Origin of the sequence: Streptomyces sp. NPDC051136 (assembly GCF_044455745.1) — a bacterium.
Taxonomy (GTDB): domain Bacteria; phylum Actinomycetota; class Actinomycetes; order Streptomycetales; family Streptomycetaceae; genus Streptomyces.
Genome location: NZ_JBITFE010000006.1, coordinates 345,571 through 367,879, shown reverse-complemented (window position 1 = coordinate 367,879; position 22,309 = coordinate 345,571). Strand labels below are relative to the sequence as shown.

Sequence of the window (22,309 nt, the reverse complement as noted above, 5' to 3'; positions counted from 1 at the left end):
GGCGCGGTCAGGCCGTGCGGCGGACGAGCAGGACGTGGTCGACGACCTCGGCGGTGCGCCCGTCCGGTCCGGTAGCGGTCCGGCGCGCGGCCTCCGCCCGTTCGACCCGCCACGTCGCCGGGTCCAGAGCCAGGTCCGCCGCGACCTCCTCCGGAGCCGGGTACCGGACGTCGGGGTCCTGCTCCCACGACCACGGCGCGGTCGAGCCGTGGTCGACGACCAGCAGCCGCCCGCCGGGACGCAGCGCGTCCGCGGCCGCCCGCAGGACCTCCGCACGGTCAAGGCCGAAGGGCGTGTGCAGGTAGTGGGCGCACACCAGGTCGAACCGGCCCGCGGGGAAGGACGCGCGCAGATCGTGTCGTACGGCGTCGACCCGGTCGCCGAGTCCGTGCGCGCGGGCGTGCGCCGCGAGCCGCTCGGCCGCCACGCCGGAGATGTCCACGGCCGTGACCCGCCAGCCCTTACGAGCGAGCCACAGCGCGTCGCCGCCGCTGCCGCACCCCAGGTCGAGCGCGTCGCCGGGAGGCAGGCCGGCGACCGCCCCGACGAGACGGACGTTGGGCCGCGGGGCGTCGGGCGCCGTACGGGCGGCGTACACACCGTCCCAGAACGTGGCCGCTTCCGTGGCACTCATGGGGACTCCTCCGGTCGGTCGCGGACCGCCGGTCGCGCGCGGCGGATGCGGCCAGTCTCGACAGCGGCGGCCGGATCCGGCACGGAAACTTGCCGTTGTGGCAAGGTGGCCCGATGGACGCCCGTACGGACGACGTGGACGACGTACTCGACGCGGTGGGCCCGCGACTGCGTGCCCTGCGCCGCGAGCGCGGCATCACCCTCGCCCACCTCTCGACGGCGACCGGGGTGTCGGAGAGCACCCTGTCGCGGCTGGAGAGCGGGCAGCGCAGGGCGACCCTGGAACTGCTGCTGCCGCTGGCCCGGATCTACGGCGTCCCCCTGGACGACCTCGTCGGCGCACCGCGCACGGGCGACCCGCGGATCCACCTGAAGCCGATCCGGCGCTTCGGCATGGTCTTCGTGCCGCTGTCCCGGCGGCCGGGCGGCACCCAGGCCTTCAAAATGATCATCCCGAGCCGTCCGGCGCCCCTCGAACCGACCCCGCAGACCCACGAGGGCTCCGAATGGCTGTACGTGCTCAGCGGCCGGCTGCGGCTGCTGGTCGGCGAGCGCGACCTCACGCTGGCGCCCGGCGAGGCGGCCGAGTTCGACACCTCCCTGCCGCACTGGCTGGGCAGCGCCGACGGCGGCGCGGTCGAACTGCTCGTCCTGTTCGGCCTGCAAGGGGTGCGCGCCCACGTGCGCAGCGGCCGTGCCACAGGGGGAGACGGCGACGGTGACTGAGGGCCCACCCGGCCCTGCCCGGCCCCGCCCGCCCGGCCCCGCCCGGCCGGCGTGCCGAGCCGCCGTCAGCCCCGTCGCGTCACCCGGCGGCAGGCCTCCACGTAGCCCCGCACCAGTGGCCGCTCCTCGTCCTCGCGGCGCCGGGCCAGCGCGTAGCGGCTCGGGGACAGGCCGCGGACCGGGCGGGTGGTCACGCCGCCCAGGGTGATCAGCGGGGCGTTGCCCGTGGCCACCAGGCACACGCCGAGGCCGGCGACCAGCGCCTCGTACGTCTCCTCCGTGCCGGAGATCTCGGCACCGACGCGCGGTGGGCCGGCGGCCAGGGCGCGCCGTTCGTCCAGCGCCAGCCAGAAGTCGCGCAGCACGCCCGCCTCCTGGGGCAGGGCGAGGAACGGCTCGTCGGTCAGGTCGGCGAAGTCCAGCACCGGGCGGGCGGCGAGCGGGTGGGTGTCGGGGAGGGCGACCAGCCGGGGTTCCTCCGCGACCACCGTCCAGGCGTAGCGGTCGGCGTCGGGCAGCGGCAGCCACACGTAGGCGACGTCGGCGGTGCCGTCGGCGAGGCCCGCGGTCGAGTCCTCCCAGCTCAGCTGCCGCAACCGCAGGGCCGCCCCGGGGTGGGCCGCCGTGAAGCGGGAGCGGATCGCCGGCAGCAGACCACCGCGGCCGGGGCTGGTGCTCATGCCGACCACCAGGGTGCCGCGCCGCGCCTCCCGGGCCGCCTCCACCGCCGCCGCGCCCTCGGACCAGTCGGCCAGCACCCGCCGGGCGTGCGGCAGCAGCGCCGTCCCCGCCTCGGTGAGGGTCACGCCCTGCGGATCGCGGCGGAACAGCTCGGCCCCCAACTGGCGCTCCAGCGCCCGGATCTGCTTGCTCAACGCGGGCTGGGAGACGTACAGGCGCTCGGCCGCCCGGGTGAAGTGCAGTTCCTCGGCCACCGTCGCGAAGTAGCGCAGCTCGCGCACGTGTACGTCCGTCGTCATAACCATGGGTTATCACTCTGGGTCTTGGACGGACAACCGGCTTTCGCGAGAGGGTCGTTGACGTCGGAACGGCAGACACGAGGGAGACGACGATGAACAAGGTGTGGCTGATTACCGGGGCGAGCAGCGGCTTCGGGCGGGCGATCGCCGAGGCGGCCCTGGTCGACGGTGACGTCGTCGTCGGCGCGGCCCGGCGCCCCGAGGCGCTCGACGACCTGGTGGCCGCCCACCCCGACCAGATGGAGGCGCTGCGCCTGGACGTCGCCGACACGGCGGCCGCCGGGGACGCCGTGCGGGACGTGGTGGCACGGCACGGACGGATCGACGTCCTGGTCAACAACGCGGGCCGCACCCACGTCGGCGCCTTCGAGGAGACCGGCGAGGACGAACTGCGCGCCCTGTTCGACGTGCACGTCTTCGGGCCGGCCGCGCTGACGCGCGCGGTGCTGCCCTTCATGCGGGAGCGGCGCTCGGGCGCGATCGTGCAGATGAGCAGCATGGGCGGGCAGATGTCCTTCGCGGGCTTCTCGGCGTACAGCGGCACGAAGTTCGCACTGGAGGGCATGTCCGAGGGGCTCGCCGACGAGGTCCGGGACTTCGGCATCAAGGTGCTCATCGTCGAGCCGGGCTCCTTCCGCACCGGCCTGTTCGAGGCGGGCAACGCCGGGATCAGCTCGGACAGCGGCGTGTACGCCAAGGTCGGCGAGACCCGCGGGATGATCGCCGGGAGCGACGGCAGCCAGCCCGGCGACCCCGCCAAGGCGGCGGCGGTCATCCGGGCCGCCCTCGCGGCCGAGCACACCCCGCTGCGCCTGCCCCTGGGCGACGACGGCGTCGGCGCGGTCCTCGGCCACCTCGACCAGGTCCGCGAGGACGTCGAGGCGTGGGAGAAGCAGACCCGGGCCACCGCGTTCGACGACTGAGCCGCACCGGGCTGCCGTCGGCGGTCTCGACGCCCTGTGGCCGGTCGACGCGGTGTTCGGACGGCCGCGGAGCAGCGACGACGCCCGGCGCGCCCGTGCCCCGCGCACCGGTGGCCGGGCGGGCCGCGCTTACGATGCGGCGGGGCAGCTTCCGAAGGCTCCGGAACCGTCCGAACCCTCGAAGAGGAGCACGGAACCCGTGTCGATACCGCCACCGCCGGGGCCCCAGGGGCACTACCCGCAGGGCCCGTACGCTCCGCAGTGGGGCCACCCTGGCGGGCCCTACCCCCGGCAGGCGCCCCTGAACGGGCTGGCCGTCGCCGCCTTCGTGCTCGGCGTGCTGTGCTTCGTGCCCGCGGTCGGCCTCGTGCTGGGACTGGTCGCGCTGGCCGGGATCCGCAAGCGCGGGGAACGCGGCAAGGGCTTCGCGGTGGCCGGATGCGTCCTCTCCGCCCTGGGCCTGGTGCTGTGGGCGCTGAACCTCTCCACCGGCGTCGCCGCCGACTTCTGGGGCGGCTTGCGGGACGCCGCGCGCGGCGAGGGCACCGCCTACTCCCTGCGCGAGGGCCAGTGCTTCACCACTCCGGGCGGCTCCCTCCAGGGCGTCACGTACGACGTGGACCAGGTGCCCTGCGACGAGGCCCACGACGGCGAGGTGTTCGCCTCCTTCGACCTGCCCGACGGCCGTTACCCGGGCGACGGGGAGATCACGCGGGCCGCCGACGACCGGTGCTACGCCCTCCAGGACGCCTACGCGATGGACCGGTGGGCACTGCCGGCCGACGTCGACGTGTACTACCTGACCCCGACCGCCGCGAGCTGGCGCACCGGCGACCGCGAGATCACCTGCCTGTTCGGGAACACGGACGAGCAGGACACGCTGACCGGCTCGCTGCGCAACGACGGCGCACGGCTCGACCCCGACCAGCACACGTACCTGCTGGCGGAGGGCCACCTGAACCGGGCCATGGACGAGGCGCCCGCGGCGGACACCGTCGAGGACGACCTCGCGGGCTACCGGGTCTGGGCGGGGCAGGTGTCGGAGGCGCTCAGGGAGGAGACCGCGATGCTGGACCGGCGGGACTGGGGCGCGGGCGCCCGGCGTCCGCTCGCCGAGCTGACCGGCGACCTGCGCGCGGCGCAGACGGAGTGGGCCCTGGCCGCGAAGGCCGCCGACCCCGACGCGTACTACGACCACTACGGCAAGGGCTACGACCTGATCGTGGCCGACAGCACGGTCACCGCCCGCAAGGCCCTGGGGCTGGCCACCACACCGCCGGACCACGAGGGCGACGGTGACGGCGGGGGAGACGACCCCGGTATGGAGGTGTGAGAGCGGCCATAGCGGGGAGAAAGTGCCTGCGTAAAGCCCTCGGGCCGCACAAGTCATCACATCGAGTGATTCTTTGGCCTTTGCTTGCCCCGTCCAACCTACGGTTGCCACGCTGTTGCTGTCTGTACAACCTGATGGGAGCGGCCAGTGACATTCGGTGAGCAGCCGGCATATCTGCGTGTCGCGGGTGATCTCCGCAAGAAAATCGCCGACGGCCTGCTGCCGCCCCATACCCGCCTCCCCTCCCAGGCCCGCATCCGCGAGGAGTACGGCGTCTCGGACACCGTCGCCCTGGAGGCCCGCAAGGTGCTGATGGCCGAGGGTCTGGTCGAGGGCCGCTCCGGGTCCGGCACCTATGTGCGCGAGCGGCCCGTCCCGCGGCGCGTCGCGCGCTCCGGGTACCGGCCGGCCGGCGGTGCCACGCCCTTCCGGCAGGAGCAGGCCGACGGCGACGCCCGCGGCACCTGGGAGTCGCGCAGCGAACAGGCCGAGGCGAGCGGTGCCGTGGCGGAGCGGCTCGGGATCAAGTCCGGTGACCGGGTGATGTGCACGCGGTACGTCTTCCGGGAGGCCGGCGAGGCCGTGATGCTCTCCACGTCCTGGGAGCCGCTGGACCTGACCGGGCGCACGCCGGTGATGCTGCCCGAGGAAGGCCCGCTCGGCGGCATGGGCGTCGTCGAGCGGATGGCCGCCATCGACGTCGTCGTCGACAACGTCACCGAGGAGGTCGGCGCCCGCCCCGGCCTCGCCGAGGAGCTGCACGCCCTGGGCGGCGTCCCTGGACACGTGGTGCTGGTGGTCCAGCGCACGTTCTACGCCTCGGGCCGCGCGGTGGAGACCGCCGACGTGGTCGTCCCGGCCGACCGGTACCGGGTGGCGTACCACCTGCCCGTGAGGTAGCCCGGGGCCCGGCGGCCTGATGGGTCGTCAATCGATGCGCTCCCGAAGGTCGTTCACGCGCCCTCGTGGTGTGAGATGGCGCACGCCCGTCGTGCGCCTCCCGCGCCTCTTTCCTCCGCACGCGCACCTGCCGGCCCCGGGGTCACCTCGTCCGGCAGCGTCCGTACGGCGCCCGAATCCGGCCGTTCCCGCAGGTCGCTCGTATCCGCTCCGTCATGCCTGTGACCGGAGGCGTCGGTGTGCGTGGACGGCGCGTTCCGCATCGTGCGCCCCCTGCGTTCTGGCTGGTTGCGTACCTCTTTGTGCAAAGTCGTATTCGCTCCGTGAAGGTTGGGCGTAGGCTCGGGCATATGCGGATTGCGGTTTCCTCGGCGGGCGGGGCGCAGAAGGTGCCGTGGACGGCGGGAACGGGAGGTGGAGGGGCGCGATGAACGACAGCACGGTCACTCTTCCCTGGCTGGTCTTCCGGCAGGACGACAACGGCAATCGCTACCGCGTGGGCAGGTACGCGACCCGGGCGGAGGCCCAGCAGATCGCGGACACCCTCGACGGCCGCGGACACAAGCAGCTCTACTGGGTCGAGAAGCTGGGCGCGGCCGCCCCCGGCGCGGCGGACTGACCCGCGCCGGCGCCGGGCGGCGCCCGGATCCGGTGGCCGTGCAGGCCGTAGGCTCCGGCGCATGACGGAACGGATCGTGGTGGGCGCCGCCCTGTTCGACGGCGGGCGCCTGCTCGCCGCACGCCGCAGCGCACCGGCCGAACTGGCCGGACGGTGGGAGCTGCCCGGCGGCAAGGTCGAGGCGGGCGAGACGCCCGAGGCGGCGCTCGTGCGTGAACTGCGCGAGGAGCTCGGGGTGGCGGCCGAGACCGGTGAGCGCGTCCCGGGGCAGTGGCCATTGAGGGCGCCGTTCGTCCTGCGGGTGTGGACCGCCCGCCTGCGCCCCGGCTCCGCTGCCCCCGAACCGCTGGAGGACCACGACGCCCTGCGCTGGCTGGCCCCCGGCGAGATCTGGGACGTGCCCTGGCTCGACCAGGACGTACCGGCGGTCGAGGCCGTGCTCGCCCACGTGGGGCCGGAGGCGGAGGCTGCGGCGAGCGGTACCGAGCCCGGATAAAGGGTATGTGCCCATTAACCCCACGAAAAGGGACGGCGGTGGGGGTGGCGGCCGGGGAAGTGATCGGCGTGAGCGGCAGCGACGGCGACTGTGCCGAGTGGGTCTTCCCCGCGGCGCCGGACGCCGTGCGCGGCGCCCGCTCCCTGGTCCGCCGCACCTTGGACGAGTGGCGGCTCGACAGCGTCGAGGACCTCACCGTCCTGCTGGTCAGCGAGCTGGTCACCAACGCCCTGCGGCACGCCACCGGGCCCATCGGCGTCCGCCTGTGCCGCCCGGCCGCCACCCCCGGGATCCTGCTGGTGGAGGTCTCCGACCCGCTGCCGGAGCTGCCCCGCGAGCGAGTCGCCCGTCCCGACGACGAGGACGGCCGGGGTCTGCAACTGGTGGCGTCCGTCACGCACCGCTGGGGCACCCGCCCCGGGGAGGCCGGGAAGACGGTGTGGTTCGAACTCGCGGTGCCGCGTTAGGGCCACGCCAGGCCGCGGCGGGGTGACGGTGGGGGCGACCGCCTTGTGACGCACCGTCGCCACCAATCCCGCGTCCGTCCGGAATGTGGGGGAATCCGCCGCCCGTTCGTCCGCCCTCCGGTACAGGCCGGTGGCAGTTGTGGAACTGCGTGGTTCGATGCCGTGTCCGCTGGTTAGAAGACTGGAAGTGTTGTCACGGTCCGGACCGAAAAGCATCGGGACCGTGCTGTGATCGTGAACACCGTGTCGTGCGGCGCCGTAGTGCTGGATACTGCGGGCAGCCGCCTCCGGTGACCGGTGCCGGACGCGGTGAGCTGGAGGGGACGGTTCGCGTGAGCGAGATACCAGCGAGGGCCGAGGAGCCCACGGAGTCCACGGCGTCCGGGGGCCCGTCGCACGGCGCGCCACTCGGTGACGCGGTGTGGCAGAGCAGCCCGCCCGGCTCCATCTACGACTACATCAAGGTCGCCTCCTTCTCCATCGGGCCCGACGGTCTCGTCGACCAGTGGAGCCTGCGGGCGGAGCAACTGCTGGGCATCCGCGCCGAGGACGCCGTGGGCGCCGATCCCATCGAGACCTTCATCGACCCCGACCTGCGCGAACGCGGCCAGCGCAAGATGACCGAGATCCTCGACGGCCGGGAGTGGACCGGAGTGGTCCCGTTCAGGGCGCCGGCCGACACCGGGGGGCGCGGGCCGCGAGAGGGCGGGCGGCGCGGGCTGGCCGAGGTGTACGTCATGCCGACGCGCACCGAGGACGGGGAAAAGGCCGCCGTCTGCATCGTCGTCGACGTCCGCGTCCTGCGGAGCATCGAGACCGATCTCGCCGCCTCGCAGGCCATTTTCGGCCAGTCTCCCTTCGGTTTCCTGCTGATCGACCCCGACCTGACGGTGCGCCGCGCCAACCAGCGCTTCGCCTCCATCTTCGGCGGCACCCCCGACGACCACCGCGGCAAGGGCGTCCACGACTACCTGCCGCGCGCCGAGGCCGACCGGGTCTGCGCGACCCTGCGCCGGGTGCTGGAGACCGGCGACTCGATCACCGACATGCACGTCACGGGCTTCGTGCCGGGCTCGGAGGAACGGCGTCACTGGTCCGTCAACCTCTACCGCGTGCACAGCGGTTCGGGCCGGCCCATCGGCGTCGCCTGGCTCGGCACCGACATCACCGCCCGGCGCCAGGCCGCCCGCGAGGCCGCCGCCGCCCGGCGCAATCTCGCCCTCCTGAACGAAGCCGGTGCCCGCATCGGCAACTCCCTCGACCTGGAGACCACCGCCCGCGAGCTCCTCGACGTCGTCGTCCCCGGCTTCTGCGACCTGGCCACCGTCGACCTCTACCAGGGACTGCTGGTGGGTGACGAGACCCCGCCCGGCCTCGCCGACGGCAGCGCCGAACTGCGCCGCGTCGCCTTCTCCAGTGCCGTCTCCGACGCCCCCTTCCACGGCACCGGTGAGCGGGTCGAGCTCGGCGCCGTCCACCACTACCCGTTCAACTCGCCCTGCGCCGACGCCCTGCGCACCGCCCGCCCGGTCACGGTCCCCGCCGAGGACGGCGGCCTCGTGCAGTCCACGCTCGCCGTGCCGATGGTCGCCCACGACACGGTGGTCGGACTCGTCCAGTTCTCCCGCACCAAGGGCAGCGAACCGTTCGGCGACCGCGACCGCGACCTCGCCGTGGAACTGGCCGCGCGCGCCGCCGTCTGCATCGACAACGCCCGCCTCTACCGCCGCGAGCACGAACGCGCGCTGATCCTCCAGCGTTCCCTGCTCCCGCCCGGCGACCCGGAGGCGTCCGGACTCGACATCGCCTGCCGCTACCTGCCCGGCAACGCGGCCACCGGCCGGGCCAGCGAGGTCGGCGGTGACTGGTTCGACGTCATCGAACTCCCCGGCCACCGCACCGCGCTCGTCGTCGGCGACGTGATGGGCCGCGGGCTGCGCGCCGCCGTGGCGATGGGCGAACTGCGCACCGCGGTACGCACCCTGGCGCAGCTCGACATCGAACCGGCCGAGGTGCTCTCCCAGCTGGACGAGATCGCCCGCGGCCTCGGGGCGCCCTCGGGCGTCCAGCAGGCCACCCGGGCCGCCCGCCGCCCCCGCGAGGCCGACCTGTCCGAGGTCTACCTGGCGACCTGCGTGTACGCCGTCTACGACTCGGTGACCAGGCGCTGCACCTTCGCCAACGCGGGCCACCTGCCGCCCGTCCTGGTCGAGCCGGGCGAGTCCGCGCTGATGCTGGACGTGCCGCCCGGCCTGCCGCTCGGTGTCGGCGGGGAGCCCTTCGAGGAGGTGGAGGTCGAGCTGCCCGAGGGCTCCCTGCTCGCCCTCTACACCGACGGCCTGGTCGAGAGCCGCGACCACCCCCTCGACGAGGGCCTCCAGGCATTCGTCGGCGCCCTCGCCGACCCCGCCCAGCCGCTGGAGGACGTCTGCGACCACGTCCTCAACACCCTGGACAGCCACCACGGTGAGGACGACATCGCCCTGCTGATGGCCCGCGTCCAGGGCCTGCCCAGCGAGTCCGTCGGCGACTGGACCCTGCCGCGCGAGCCGCGCAGCGTCGGCCGGGCCCGCGAGTACGCCCGCGCCCAGCTGCTCGCCTGGGACATGGAGCCGCTGGTCGACACGACGGAACTGCTCGTCAGCGAACTCGTCACCAACGCGCTGCGCTACGGCGAGGGCGAGATCCGCCTCCGCCTCCTCCTCGACCGCACCCTGGTCTGCGAGGTCTGGGACTCCGGCCTGGTCCAGCCCCGCCGGCGCCGGGCCCGCGACACCGACGAGGGCGGCCGCGGCCTGCAACTGGTCGGCCTGCTCAGCGCGGCCTGGGGATCGCGCCGTACGCCGCGCGGCAAGACCGTGTGGTTCGAACTGCCCCTGCCGGGCGCCGACACCCAGCTCACCGACCCGGCGGAGGCGCTGCTGAGCCTGTTCTGACCCGGCCCGGAGTCGTCCGGGTCCGGGCCCGCCGGGTGCGGCGTCTGCGGCCGTACCCGGCCAGCAGCAGGGCCGCCCCGGCCGTGACCAGGGGCGGCACCAGATCGGCGGAGATCATCACCGCGCACCCCTGACCGCAACCGGAACACCGGTTCGACTCGTCCCCGCTGGCAACACGCTCGGAGCGTAAGCGCGGCGCACGGCGGACGCGACCGGGACGGGCCACAGGGAGGGGACACCGTGGAGGACACGGAGCCGGGGAAAGCCCATGCGGCGGCCGAGCCGGGGAAAGCCGATCCGGCAGCGCAGCCGGGGACCGGCCCGGCTGCGGAACGGAAGACCGGTCCGGCAGCGGAACCGGAGACCGGCCCGGCTGCCGCCGACGGCGATCAGCCCGAGCCGGGGCCACCCGCCCCCGACGACGAAAGCCGCACGGGCGGCGCGGGTGGGGCAACGAAAAAGAAGAAGCGGCTTCGCCGCACCCGCCGCATCGCCCTGACCGTCCTCCTCGTCCTCCTCGTCCCCCTCCTCACCGCCGAGGCCGCCCTCCGGGTCACCTACATGGGCGACCCCGCCGACGGCACGTACACCAGGAACCGCGACGCGATCTGGCTCGGCCACGCCTGGGTCGACGGCCGCAAGACCGACGCGGACCTCGCCGCCTTCGCCCGCCGCGTCAGGACGACCGGCATCCGCGACCTGTACGTCCACACCGGCCCGATGGAACACGACGGCACACTGCCGAAATCCCTGTACCCCAGGGCTCACTGGCTGATCGACGCCGTGCACAGGCAGTTGCCCGGCGTCCGGGTTCAGGCCTACCTCGGCGACGTGCTCGCCACCGAGAGCCCCGACGGCATGCGCCTGGAGAGGGCCGCCACCCGCGCCGCCGTCGTCGACTCGGCCCGTCAGGTGCTGGACGTGGGCTACGACGGCGTCCACCTCGACCTGGAGCCCCTGCACTCGGGCGACCGGAACTACCTCTCCCTCCTGGACGACGTCCGCGCCGTCACCCGCGCCCGCGACGCACAGCTCTCCGTCGCCGCCCACCAGATCGACCCGCTGCCGGGCTTCCACTCCTTCTGGGGCACGGTCGCCGGGCACCCCAAGTGGTGGTCCCAGGCGTTCTTCGGGCAGGTCGCCCGCCGCGTCGACCAGGTCGCCGTGATGTCGTACGACACGATGCAGCCGCTGGAGAGCCTGTACGGCGGGTACGTCGCCCAGCAGACCGCACTGGCCCTGGAGGCCACCCCGCCGACGACCCACCTCCTGATGGGCCTGCCCTTCTACCACGAGAACCGTTTCGGCCACTGGAACCACGCGGAGACCGTGGCCGCCGCCGTGCGCGGCGTCCGCCTCGGCCTGTCCCGCACGGACGCCGACCGGGAGCGGTTCGGCGTCGCCGCGTACATCGACTTCGCGGCGACCGAGGAGGACTGGACGTCGTACCGGGACGGCTGGGTGCGCTAGGACCCGTCCGGGGACCGGCGGCGCCCGATCTTCGACCCCAGCCACACCAGCGGGTCGTACTTGCGGTCCACGGCCCGTTCCTTCAGCGGGATCAGCGCGTTGTCCGTGATCCTGATCCCCTCGGGACAGACCTCGGTGCAGCACTTGGTGATGTTGCAGTAGCCGAGGCCATGGTCGTCCTGGGCGGCGCGGGAGCGGTCAAGGCCGGTGTCACCGGCGGCGTCCAGCGGGTGCATGTCCAGCTCGGCGACGCGCATGAGGAAGCGCGGGCCCGCGAAGGCGGGCTTGTTCTCCTCGTGGTCGCGCACCACGTGGCAGGTGTCCTGGCACAGGAAGCACTCGATGCACTTGCGGAACTCCTGCGAGCGGTCCACGTCCTCCTGCATCATCCGGTACTCGCCGGGACCGAGGTCGGCGGGCGGTACGAAGGCCGGGACCTCGCGGGCCTTGGTGTAGTTGAAGCCGACGTCCGTGACCAGGTCCCGGACCACCGGGAAGGCACGCAGCGGCGTGACGGTGACGGTCTCCTCGCGGGTGAAGACGGACATGCGGGTCATGCACAGCAGCCGCGGCCGCCCGTTGACCTCCGCCGAGCACGAACCGCACTTGCCCGCCTTGCAGTTCCAGCGCACCGCGAGGTCGGGGGCCTGGGTGGCCTGGAGGCGGTGGACGATGTCCAGGACCACCTCGCCCTCGTTCACCTCGACCGTGAAGTCCTGGAGGCCGCCGCCCTCCACGTCACCGCGCCACACCTTGAAGCGGGCCTCGTAGCCGCTCATTCGGACCGGCCCTCCAGTTCGTCGTCGGCGAGGTACTTCACCAGCTCCTCCTTGTCGAACAGGGCGAGCAGGTCGGGCCGGATCGGCTCGGTGGGCTGCCGCTCCAGGTCGATCCGGCCGCGCTCCGGGGCCGCCGCCGCGAGTTCGTCCGCCGGGCCGGCCAGCGAGCAGAGCAGGTTGACCGGGCGCCAGCGCCGCTCCATCGACGGGTGGTCCTCGCGGGTGTGTCCGCCGCGCGACTCGGTGCGCTCCAGCGCCGCCCGGGCCACGCACTCGCTGACCAGCAGCATGTTCCGCAGGTCCAGGGCGAGGTGCCAGCCGGGGTTGAACTGCCGGTGCCCCTCCACCCCGGCCCGGCGGGCGCGCACCCGCAGCTCCGCCAGCTTCTCCAAGGCCTGCTTCATCTCCGCCTCGCGGCGGATGATGCCGACCAGGTCGTTCATCGTCTGCTGGAGTTCCTGGTGGAGGGTGTACGGATTCTCCGGCGGCCCGGCGTCCGGCTCGTGCGTCTCGGCGGAGAACGGCCGCAGCGCCTCCGCCGCGGCGGCGTCCACCTGCGCGTCGTCCACCCGGGCCCGCGTGCCCCCGTCCGGCCGCCCCGCCGCGTACTCGGCCGCGTACCGCCCGGCCCGGCGCCCGAACACCAGCAGGTCGGACAGCGAGTTGCCGCCCAGCCGGTTGGAGCCGTGCATGCCGCCGGCCACCTCGCCCGCCGCGTACAGCCCCGGCACCCCGCGGGCGGCGGCCGTGTCGGAGTCGACGGCGACACCGCCCATCACGTAGTGGCAGGTGGGCCCGACCTCCATGGCCTCCGCCGTGATGTCGACGTCGGCCAGCTCCTTGAACTGGTGGTACATGGAGGGCAGCCGCCGCCGGATCACCTCGGCGGACATCCGGGTCGACACGTCAAGGAAGACCCCGCCGTGCGGAGAGCCACGGCCCTCCTTCACCTCGGCGTTGATCGCGCGGGCCACCTCGTCGCGGGGGAGCAGCTCGGGCGGGCGCCGGTTGTGGTCCGGGTCGTCGTACCAGCGGTCGCCCTCCTCCTCCGACTCGGCGTACTTCTCCTTGAAGACGTCGGGGACGTAGTCGAACATGAACCGCTTGCCCTCGGAGTTCCGCAGCACCCCGCCGTCGCCGCGCACCGACTCGGTGACCAGGATGCCCTTCACCGACGGTGGCCAGACCATGCCCGTCGGGTGGAACTGCACGAACTCCATGTTGAGCAGCGGCGCCCCGGCCAGCAGTGCCAGGGCGTGCCCGTCGCCGGTGTACTCCCAGGAGTTGGACGTCACCTTGAAGGACTTGCCGATGCCGCCGGTGGCGATCACCACCGAGGGAGCCTCCAGGACGAAGAAGCGGCCGCTCTCGCGCTCGTAGCCGAAGACGCCCGAGACCGTCCGGCCGTCCTTGAGGACACGGGTGACCGTGCACTCCTGGAAGACCTTCAGCCGGGACTCGTGGTCCCCGGTCTCGCGGAAGTCCCCCTGCTGGAGCGAGACGATCTTCTGCTGGAGGGTGCGGATCAGCTCAAGACCCGTACGGTCGCCGACGTGGGCGAGGCGCGGGTACTCGTGGCCGCCGAAGTTGCGCTGCGAGATCCGGCCGTCCTCCGTGCGGTCGAACAGCGCGCCCCAGGTCTCCAGCTCCCACACCCGCTGCGGAGCCTCCTGGGCGTGCAGCTCGGCCATCCGCCACTGGTTGAGGAACTTGCCGCCGCGCATGGTGTCGCGGAAGTGGACCTGCCAGTTGTCGCCGGAGTTGACGTTGCCCATGGAGGCGGCGATGCCGCCTTCCGCCATCACGGTGTGCGCCTTGCCGAACAACGACTTGCAGATCACGGCCGTACGGGCGCCCCGCTCGCGGGCCTCGATGGCGGCGCGCAGTCCGGCGCCGCCCGCGCCCACCACGACGACGTCCCACTCCTGCCGGTCGACCACGGACATCAGAAGGCCTCACTCATCGGGACTCGTCAGAAGAAGCGCGGATCGTCGAAGACGCCGGACGCCACCAGGTACACGTAGAAGTCGGCGAGCGCCACGCTCAGCAGCGACGCCCAGGCGAGCTGCATGTGCCGGGCGTTGAGCCTGCCGACCAGCTGCCACATCCGGTAGCGCACGGGGTGCCGGGAGAAGTGCTTGAGCTTGCCGCCCACGATGTGCCGGCAGGAGTGGCAGGAGACGGTGTACGCCCAGATCAGCACGATGTTGGCCAGGAACACCAGGGTGCCGAGACCCATGTGGCCCCACCCGTAGTGCTCGTCGCGGAAGGCGAGCACGGTGTCGTAGGTGAGGATGCCCGCGACCAGGAGCGCCGCGTAGAAGAAGTACCGGTGGACGTTCTGGAGGATCAGCGGGAAGCGGGTCTCGCCGGTGTACTTCTTGTGCGGTTCGGCCACCGCGCAGGCCGGCGGGGACGCCCAGAAGCCCCGGTAGTAGGCCTTGCGGTAGTAGTAGCAGGTCAGGCGGAAGCCGAGCGGGAAGATCAGGATGATGATCGCCGGGGAGATGCCCCACCAGGTGCCGAAGAGGCCCCAGTTGGGCCCGGAGCGCATCGGCTCGCAGTTCTCCGCCAGGCACGGGGAGTAGAAGGGCGAGACGTACGGGGCCGCGTAGTAGTCGGCGTTCGCGAAGGCCCGCCAGGTCGAGTAGACGACGAAGGCCAGCAGGCCCGCCGCGGTGGCGGCCGGTGCCAGCCACCAGCGGTCGGTGCGCAGGTGCGGGGCGCGGATCGCGGCCCGCGTCGGGGTGTGGACGCCGCCCGGCGGACGGTCTTCGGTGGCTGGCGGTTCGGTACCAGTGGCCACTGGGCGGCTCCGGTCGGTCGGGTCGGGGTGGAGGGCCTGTCTCGGGTCGCGGAGCGGGCCCTACGGGGCGCGGCGGTCGCGGGCGCCGAGGCCCTCGTCGTCCGAGTCCGTCCACAGCGAGCCGTCGTACGGCGTGTCGGGGATCGAGACGAGGTCGGGGCGCCTCGGCGCGCCCGGCGCGGCGGCGGCCGCCCGGAGCAGCGCGAGGCTCTCGCGCAGGTGGTCGGCGTCGGTACGGACCCGGCGGACCTCCAGGCCGCCGCTGCCCAGCTGCTGTTCCAGCCGGGTCACCGTCCGGGACAGTTCGTCGAGGCAGCGCTGCACCGATGACAGATCGTCGTGCACGGACAAGACGTGACCTCACTTCCGTCGGACACGGCAGGGAGCGGCCGGGCGGGGTCTCACGCTCATGCGCCTGAGAGTGTCGCGCGTCACACCTGTCGCTGGGAAGGGATGTGCCGCGATTGGCCGGGGCGCGTCGGTGCACGGCGGGTGGCGTTGGGCCGGCCGGGTGAGCTTACGCACCGTTGCCGCCGTGTCTCCCAGCGTCGCCGAACCGTTTCCCCTTCAGTGGCCGCATCCCCGTCCGGATACAAATGATCAACCTGAATACGGCAAATACCGCAAACGCGGCCTTCCGGAGGTAGCACAGATGTCCCACGTCGGCGTCGCACCGCGCGCGGTCATGCGTTCGGTCGCCTTCCTCACCGCGGGTGTCCTCGCGGTCCCCGCGCTGGCCGGCTGCACCTCCGACGGCCCGGCGAGCAAGCCGCTCGCCGGACAGGACGTCGCCGCCGCGGCGCGCGCCAAGGTCTCCGACGGCGGCACCCTGCGCTGGGCCGTGGACTCCGTCCCGGACACGCTGAACGCCTTCCAGTCGGACGCCGACGCCACCACGTCCCGCGTCGCGCAGGCGGTGCTGCCCTCGATGTACACGCTGGACGAGGCCGGCAGCCCGGTGCGCAACCCCGACTACCTGGAGTCGGCCGAGGTCGTCGACACCGAGCCCAAGCAGGTCGTCGTCTACAAGCTGAACCAGCAGGCCGTCTGGAGCGACGGCCGGGAGATCGGCGCCGCGGACTTCGCCGCCCAGTGGCGGGCCCTGTCCGGAAAGGACAGCGCCTACTGGACCGCCCGCAACGCCGGCTACGACCGCATCGAGAAGATCGAGCGCGGGGCGAACGACCTGGAGGTCAAGGTCACCTTCAGCCGCCCCTACGCCGACTGGAAGGCCCTGTTCACGCCCCTGTACCCGAAGGACGTCATGGGCACCCCAGACGCCTTCAACGACGGTGCGCGGCGGACGCTCAAGGTCACCGCCGGGCCCTTCGCGGTCAAGAAGGTCGACACCAAGGGCGACCGGGTCGTCCTCACCGGCAACCCGCGCTGGTGGGGCGCGCCCGCGAAGCTGGACGAGATCGTGCTGCGCGCCGTGCCCCGCGACGAGCGGGTCTCCGAGCTGGTCGCCGGCGAGCTCGACCTCGCGGAGATCGACCCGGAGAGCGCCGACGAGGTCGCCGTGGCCGCCGCGCCCCCCGGCCCGGCCACCGGTACCCCGCTGATGGGCCCCGAGGGCTCCCCGGCCGCCGGCCCGCAGGGCAGGTCCGCCGCTCAGGAGCTGCGCTCCTGGGCCGTGGCCAACGGCTCCGACGAGGAGGCCGCCGAGGAGGAGGTCCTCGCCCGCGAGGAACGGCGCGAGGCCGAGGCGAAGGCGCTGCGCCGGCAGAAGGCGCTGAGCGGCTTCGAGGTCCGCAAGTCGCTGGAGCCCGCCTACACCCAGCTCGCCCTGAACGGCTCCGACGGCCCCCTCGCAGACGAACGCGTCCGCAGGGCCGTCGCCCGTGCCCTGGACCGCGGGAAGCTGGCCGAGGCGGTGCTGAAGCCGCTCGGCCTGCCCGCCGAGCCGGTGGGCAGCCACCTCGCCCTGTCCGGCCAGCCCGCCTACGCCGACGGCAGCGGCGCACTGGGCGAGCAGAACGCCAAGGAGGCCCGGGCGCTGCTCGCGGACGCCGGCTGGGTCCCCGGCGGGCCGCTGAAGAAGGCCGAGGACGGCGAGGAAGCGGCCGGCGCCGAGCAGGAGAAGAAGGACAAGAGCGAGAAGAGCGACCAGGACGGCGAAGGCACCGACGCGGAGACCTCCGGCGACGGCGACGACGGCACGTACATCGTCGGCGAGGACGACAAGAGCGGCGACGACGGCGACCGGGCGGGCGGCGACGAGGACAGCAGCGGCAAGAACACCGCGCAGGGCGGCGCGCCCGGCGCCTACGCCCCCAAGGGCACCGCGGCCCCGGCCGGCTCGGCGGCGGCCCCGCTGGCCAAGGACGGCAAGGCGCTCACCCTGCGCTTCGTGCTCCCCTCCGGCCCCGGCTCCGAGACGCTGCGCACCGTGGCCGACCACGTCACGGACATGCTGAAGGAGATCGGCATCGGCACCGACATCACCAAGGTGCCGGACGAGAGCTACTTCAAGGACCACATCGCGGCCGGCGAGTACGACCTGGCGCTCTACTCCTGGCCCGCCTCCGCCTTCCCCGCCACCGACGCCCGCCCCATCTACGCCAAGCCCGTCCCCGCCGCCGACGGCTCCCTGAACGTCGCGCAGAACTACACCCGGGTCGGCACCGACCAGGTGGACCAGCTGTTCGACCGGGCCATGGCGACCCTGGACCAGAAGGAGGCCCGGGACCTGCTGCGCAAGGCCGACTCGCGGATCTGGGCGGCGGCCGGCTCCGTCCCGCTCTACCAGCGCCCCCAGCTGACGGCGGCCCGCAAGACCCTCGCCAACGCGGGAGCCTTCGGCTTCCGGACGCCGGTCTACGAGGACATGGGCTTCCTGAAGAAGGGCGCCCAGGGCTCCCGCCCCACCGCCCCGTCGACGTCCTCGCCGTCGTCCTGACCCCTCCCGGCAAGCCGCAGTCCCCGGAGCCCCGTACCATTGGGTGAGGCCGTGGCATGTACCGCCCGGCAGGCCCGCGTGACACGGACGTCCGCGAGGGCCGTCATCACACCCTCCGGGAGTACGCCTCATATGACCGCGTCCACAACGCGTCACGACATCCGCAACGTCGCCATCGTTGCCCATGTCGACCACGGCAAGACCACGATCGTCGACGGCATGCTCAAGCAGGCCGGCGCCTTCGCCGCGCACCAGCTCGAAGGTGTCGACGACCGCATGATGGACTCGAACGACCTGGAGCGTGAGAAGGGCATCACGATCCTCGCCAAGAACACCGCGGTGAAGTATCACCCGAAGGACGGCGGGGACCCGATCACGATCAACATCATCGACACCCCCGGCCACGCCGACTTCGGCGGCGAGGTCGAGCGCGGTCTGTCGATGGTCGACGGTGTCGTGCTGCTCGTGGACGCCTCCGAGGGCCCGCTGCCGCAGACCCGCTTCGTGCTGCGCAAGGCGCTCTCCCAGCGGCTGCCGATCATCCTGTGCATCAACAAGACGGACCGCCCGGACGCCCGGATCGACGAGGTCGTCAACGAGACGTACGACCTCTTCCTCGACCTGGACGCCGACGAGGAGCAGATCGAGTTCCCGATCGTCTACGCGTGCGGCCGGGACGGCGTCGCCTCCCTGACCAAGCCCGAGGACGGCACGGTCCCGACCGACTCCACCAGCCTGGAGCCGTTCTTCTCGACGATCCTGGACTACATCCCGGCGCCGACCTACGACGCCGAGGCCCCGCTCCAGGCGCACGTGACCAACCTGGACGCCGACAACTTCCTCGGCCGCATCGCGCTGCTGCGCGTGCACCAGGGCGAGCTGAAGAAGGGCCAGACCGTCGCCTGGATGAAGCGCGACGGGTCCGTGCAGAACGTGCGGATCTCCGAGCTGATGATGACCGAGGCGCTCACCCGCAAGCCCGCCGAGAAGGCCGGCCCCGGTGACATCTGCGCGGTCGCCGGCATCCCGGACATCATGATCGGCGAGACCCTGGCCGACGTGGAGAACCCGGTCCCGCTGCCGCTGATCACGGTGGACGAGCCCGCGATCTCCATGACCATCGGCACCAACACCTCCCCGCTGGTCGGCCGCGGCGCCACCGGCAAGGGCGCCGACAACAAGGCGGTCGTCAAGGACCGCAAGGTCACCGCCCGCCAGGTCAAGGACCGGCTGGACCGCGAGCTGATCGGCAACGTCTCGCTCCGCGTCCTGGACACCGAGCGCCCGGACGCCTGGGAGGTGCAGGGCCGTGGTGAGCTGGCGCTGGCCATCCTGGTCGAGCAGATGCGCCGCGAGGGCTTCGAGCTGACCATCGGCAAGCCGCAGGTGGTCACCAAGGAGGTCGAGGGCAAGACGTACGAGCCCGTCGAGCGCATGACGATCGACGTGCCCGAGGAGCACATGGGCGCGGTCACGCAGCTCATGGGCGTGCGCAAGGGCCGGATGGACAACATGTCCAACCACGGCTCGGGCTGGGTCCGCATGGAGTTCGTGGTGCCCTCGCGCGGCCTGATCGGATTCCGGACGGAGTTCCTGACCCAGACCCGCGGCACCGGCATCGCCCACTCCATCCACGAGGGCCACGAGCCCTGGTTCGGCACCCTCACGACCCGGAACAACGGCTCGCTGGTCGCCGACCGCTCCGGCGCCGTCACCGCGTTCGCGATGACGAACCTCCAGGAGCGCGGCGTGCTCTTCACGGACCCCGGCACGGAGGTGTACGAGGGCATGATCGTCGGCGAGAACTCCCGCGCCGACGACATGGACGTGAACATCACCAAGGAGAAGAAGCTCACGAACATGCGGTCGTCCTCGGCCGACTCGTTCGAGGCGATCGTCCCGCCGCGCAAGCTCTCGCTGGAGCAGTCGCTGGAGTTCTGCCGTGACGACGAGTGCGTCGAGGTGACCCCGGAGGCCGTCCGCATCCGCAAGGTGAACCTGGACGCCCGCGAGCGCGCCCGCGCCGCGAGCCGCGCCAAGCACGGCTGACGGCCGGTCGCGCCGCACGCCGGCGCACCGACGAACGGCACCGCCCACCACGCATCCTGTGGTGGGCGGTGCCGTTCGTCGTGGGGCCGGTGCGGGGGTAGGGAAAACCCTCGATTTCCCGGTGCGGCTTCGCAGAGCGGCCGGGACCGCACTAATCTGCGCGCAAACACCTCGCCCGGAATGCCGGCGGGCCCCCGGCACCGGGAGCCGATCGGCCGGATTCGACGGGTGGGCTTGGCGCGAGACATACCTGCGGGTCAGCTTGCACTCCGGCAGACCTTACGCGCAATCAATTTTCGAGTTCCGGACGTCCGTTATACGGACAGTGACCTCCGTTAGATGTGTAACAAGTCCGTTTCGCAGCGATCTCGCACCAAACCCTTTGTCCGGATTTTGAAAGATCTGGCCTCTATCTGTGATCGAACCGAGACCTCGAACCTGTGGTTCGTTCCCCTGAACATGGCAGATAGTTAGGCGCGTAGAGCTCGGACTAACGGGTCACGCGCTGACGGCGCCGACTCACGAGCGTGGGGGCACCTGACAATCTCCGACACCGGCGACGGGCAGTGGACGGCGAGATGGCATGTGCTCCTCTTTGCGGTGAACCAATGGACTCATGAGGAGGAACCCATGCGCGGTGCCAAGAGCGCCAAGTGGGTCGCGGGTGCGATAGTCGTCGCGCTGGCCGCTACTGCCTGTGGTGGCAGCGACGGTGACAGCGAGGGCAAGAGCAAGGGTTCCGGCCCCGCCGGGTACGTCTCGATCGACGTCGGCGAGCCGCAGAAGCCGCTGATCCCGGCCGACACCAACGAGTCCAACGGCTCGTACGTCATCCAGTCCCTGTTCACGCAGCTCCTGGACTTCGACGCCAAGGGCGACATCGTTTACACGAACGCCGAGTCGGTGACCACCCAGGACTCCAAGACCTGGACGGTCAAGCTCAAGGACGGCTGGAAGTTCCACAACGGAGAAGACGTCACCTCCAAGTCGTACATCGACGCCTGGAACTGGTACGCCAACATCAAGAACAACCAGCAGAACTCCTTCTGGTTCCAGGACATCAAGGGCTACGACGACGTCCACCCGGAGAAGGGTGACCCGAAGGCCGACACCATGTCCGGCCTGAAGGCCGTGGACGACCACACCTTCACCATCGAGCTGAAGTACAAGATGCCGTACTTCAACTACAAGCTGGGCTACGCGACGTGGGCCCCGCTGCCCAAGGTCTTCTACGACGACCCGAAGGCGTTCGGCCAGAAGCCGGTCGGCAACGGTCCCTACACGTTCGAGAAGTGGGACCACAAGAAGCTCATCCAGGTCAAGGCCTACGACGACTACAAGGGCCCGAACAAGGCGAAGAACAAGGGCGTCCAGTTCAAGGCCTACACGACGCTCGAGGCCGCCTACAAGGACGTCGTCTCCGGCAACCTGGACATGATCCGCCAGGTCGGCCCGACGGACCTGCCGAAGTACAAGCAGGACCTGGGCGACGGCGCCATCGAGCAGCCGTACGCGGCCATCCAGACGCTGACCCCCGCGTTCTACTCCAAGACCTTCAAGGACATCGACCCGAAGGTCCTCCAGGGTCTGTCGATGGCGATCGACCGCGACACGATCACCAAGACCGTCCTGAACAACACCCGCACGCCGGCCAAGGGCTTCACCCCGCCCGGCGTCAAGGGTTACCAGGACCTGGACACCGACGTGTTCACGTACAACCCGGCGAAGGCCAAGCAGCTCATCAAGGAGGGTGGCGGCGTCCCGGGCAACAAGTTCACCATCCAGTACAACACCGACGGTGGGCACAAGGAGTGGGTGACCGCGGTCTGCGAGTCCATCCGCAACGCCACCGGCGTGAACTGCGCGGGCGACCCCAAGCCGGACTTCGCGACGGACCTCGAGGCCCGTGACAACGACCAGGTCAAGGGCATGTACCGCGGTGGCTGGGTGGCCGACTACCCGGTGAACGCCAACTTCATGAAGGAGCTGTACCACACCACCGCCGAGGCCAACAACGGCCGCTTCTCCAACAAGGAGATCGACGGTCTGATGAACAAGGCCGACCAGGCCAATTCCCTCGAGGAGTCCGTGAAGGACTTCCAGGAGGTCGAGAAGAAACTGGTCGAGCACATGCCGGCGATCCCGCTCTGGTACTACCGGATCAACGGCGGCCACGGCAAGAACGTCGACAACGTCGAGGTCGACTTCCACGGTGACCTCGAAGTGTGGGCCGTCACCACCAAGTAAGAGGGGCCGCAGGGCTCTTCCAACTCGGCCGTAAGTCCGCCGCCGC

Annotated in this window: 18 protein-coding genes; 12 read left to right on the top strand and 6 right to left on the bottom strand. The window is 71.8% G+C overall.

All coding sequences use genetic code 11. The features are described 5' to 3' along the window. Positions 1-7: 7 nt before the first annotated feature. Entirely contained in the window at positions 8-634 is a 627-nt protein-coding gene (locus tag ACIBCJ_RS19575) for a class I SAM-dependent methyltransferase (RefSeq protein ID WP_365980031.1), read from the bottom strand. A gap of 113 nt (positions 635-747) precedes the next feature. Here ACIBCJ_RS19575 and ACIBCJ_RS19570 point away from each other — a divergent pair, with 113 nt between their 5' ends. Continuing rightward, positions 748-1,359, top strand: coding sequence for an XRE family transcriptional regulator (locus tag ACIBCJ_RS19570; RefSeq protein WP_362104760.1), 612 nt, complete (start codon positions 748-750; stop codon positions 1,357-1,359). Between the two features lie 65 nt (positions 1,360-1,424). Here ACIBCJ_RS19570 and ACIBCJ_RS19565 read toward each other — a convergent pair whose 3' ends face one another. Further along, a complete protein-coding gene (locus ACIBCJ_RS19565) occupies positions 1,425-2,345 on the bottom strand; it encodes a LysR family transcriptional regulator (protein ID WP_362509016.1) in 921 nt (306 codons plus the stop codon). An 86-nt stretch (positions 2,346-2,431) separates the two neighbouring features. Between ACIBCJ_RS19565 and ACIBCJ_RS19560 the strand changes: the two genes are divergently transcribed. From ACIBCJ_RS19560 to ACIBCJ_RS19525, 8 genes are all read left to right on the top strand, one after another. After that, positions 2,432-3,262, top strand: a complete 831-nt coding sequence (locus ACIBCJ_RS19560; protein WP_365980030.1) for an oxidoreductase — start codon at positions 2,432-2,434, stop codon at positions 3,260-3,262. Between the two features lie 199 nt (positions 3,263-3,461). Then, on the top strand, positions 3,462-4,595 hold the full coding sequence (locus tag ACIBCJ_RS19555; RefSeq protein WP_365980029.1) for a DUF4190 domain-containing protein: 1,134 nt from the start codon (positions 3,462-3,464) through the stop codon (positions 4,593-4,595). A gap of 147 nt (positions 4,596-4,742) precedes the next feature. Beyond that, on the top strand, positions 4,743-5,495 hold the full coding sequence (locus ACIBCJ_RS19550; protein ID WP_133887178.1) for a GntR family transcriptional regulator: 753 nt from the start codon (positions 4,743-4,745) through the stop codon (positions 5,493-5,495). A 427-nt stretch (positions 5,496-5,922) separates the two neighbouring features. Beyond that, entirely contained in the window at positions 5,923-6,114 is a 192-nt protein-coding gene (locus ACIBCJ_RS19545; protein ID WP_362104747.1) for an SPOR domain-containing protein, read from the top strand. Between the two features lie 61 nt (positions 6,115-6,175). After that, positions 6,176-6,610, top strand: a complete 435-nt coding sequence (locus ACIBCJ_RS19540; protein ID WP_365980028.1) for a (deoxy)nucleoside triphosphate pyrophosphohydrolase — start codon at positions 6,176-6,178, stop codon at positions 6,608-6,610. Positions 6,611-6,648: 38 nt separating this feature from the next. Continuing rightward, positions 6,649-7,077 carry an ATP-binding protein gene (locus tag ACIBCJ_RS19535; protein ID WP_362104741.1) on the top strand — a complete coding sequence of 143 codons (429 nt, stop codon included), beginning with the start codon at positions 6,649-6,651 and terminating at the stop codon, positions 7,075-7,077. A 332-nt stretch (positions 7,078-7,409) separates the two neighbouring features. Then, positions 7,410-10,013, top strand: a complete 2,604-nt coding sequence (locus ACIBCJ_RS19530; RefSeq protein ID WP_362509007.1) for a SpoIIE family protein phosphatase — start codon at positions 7,410-7,412, stop codon at positions 10,011-10,013. A 240-nt stretch (positions 10,014-10,253) separates the two neighbouring features. Then, positions 10,254-11,483, top strand: a complete 1,230-nt coding sequence (locus ACIBCJ_RS19525) for a glycosyl hydrolase family 18 protein (RefSeq protein ID WP_365980027.1) — start codon at positions 10,254-10,256, stop codon at positions 11,481-11,483. Here the strand turns inward: ACIBCJ_RS19525 and ACIBCJ_RS19520 are convergent. The 4 genes from ACIBCJ_RS19520 to ACIBCJ_RS19505 are packed head-to-tail and all read right to left on the bottom strand — an operon-like array spanning position 11,480 to position 15,419. Further along, positions 11,480-12,262 carry a succinate dehydrogenase/fumarate reductase iron-sulfur subunit gene (locus ACIBCJ_RS19520; RefSeq protein WP_365980026.1) on the bottom strand — a complete coding sequence of 261 codons (783 nt, stop codon included), beginning with the start codon at positions 12,260-12,262 and terminating at the stop codon, positions 11,480-11,482. The genes ACIBCJ_RS19525 and ACIBCJ_RS19520 overlap by 4 nt on opposite strands. Beyond that, a complete protein-coding gene (locus ACIBCJ_RS19515) occupies positions 12,259-14,208 on the bottom strand; it encodes a fumarate reductase/succinate dehydrogenase flavoprotein subunit (protein WP_365980025.1) in 1,950 nt (649 codons plus the stop codon). Before ACIBCJ_RS19515 ends, ACIBCJ_RS19520 begins: the two co-directional genes overlap by 4 nt. Positions 14,209-14,234: 26 nt before the next feature. Beyond that, positions 14,235-15,068 carry a hypothetical protein gene (locus ACIBCJ_RS19510; RefSeq protein ID WP_362508998.1) on the bottom strand — a complete coding sequence of 278 codons (834 nt, stop codon included), beginning with the start codon at positions 15,066-15,068 and terminating at the stop codon, positions 14,235-14,237. 60 nt (positions 15,069-15,128) lie between these two features. Beyond that, positions 15,129-15,419 carry a hypothetical protein gene (locus ACIBCJ_RS19505; protein ID WP_133887187.1) on the bottom strand — a complete coding sequence of 97 codons (291 nt, stop codon included), beginning with the start codon at positions 15,417-15,419 and terminating at the stop codon, positions 15,129-15,131. Between the two features lie 301 nt (positions 15,420-15,720). Here ACIBCJ_RS19505 and ACIBCJ_RS19500 point away from each other — a divergent pair, with 301 nt between their 5' ends. From ACIBCJ_RS19500 to ACIBCJ_RS19490, 3 genes are all read left to right on the top strand, one after another. Next, positions 15,721-17,967: an ABC transporter family substrate-binding protein gene (locus tag ACIBCJ_RS19500; RefSeq protein WP_365980024.1), complete on the top strand. Its 2,247-nt coding sequence runs from the start codon at positions 15,721-15,723 to the stop codon at positions 17,965-17,967. Between the two features lie 132 nt (positions 17,968-18,099). Continuing rightward, a complete protein-coding gene (gene typA, locus ACIBCJ_RS19495; protein ID WP_362104719.1) occupies positions 18,100-20,016 on the top strand; it encodes a translational GTPase TypA in 1,917 nt (638 codons plus the stop codon). Between the two features lie 630 nt (positions 20,017-20,646). Then, positions 20,647-22,263, top strand: a complete 1,617-nt coding sequence (locus ACIBCJ_RS19490) for an ABC transporter substrate-binding protein (RefSeq protein ID WP_362104716.1) — start codon at positions 20,647-20,649, stop codon at positions 22,261-22,263. Positions 22,264-22,309 lie beyond the last annotated feature (46 nt).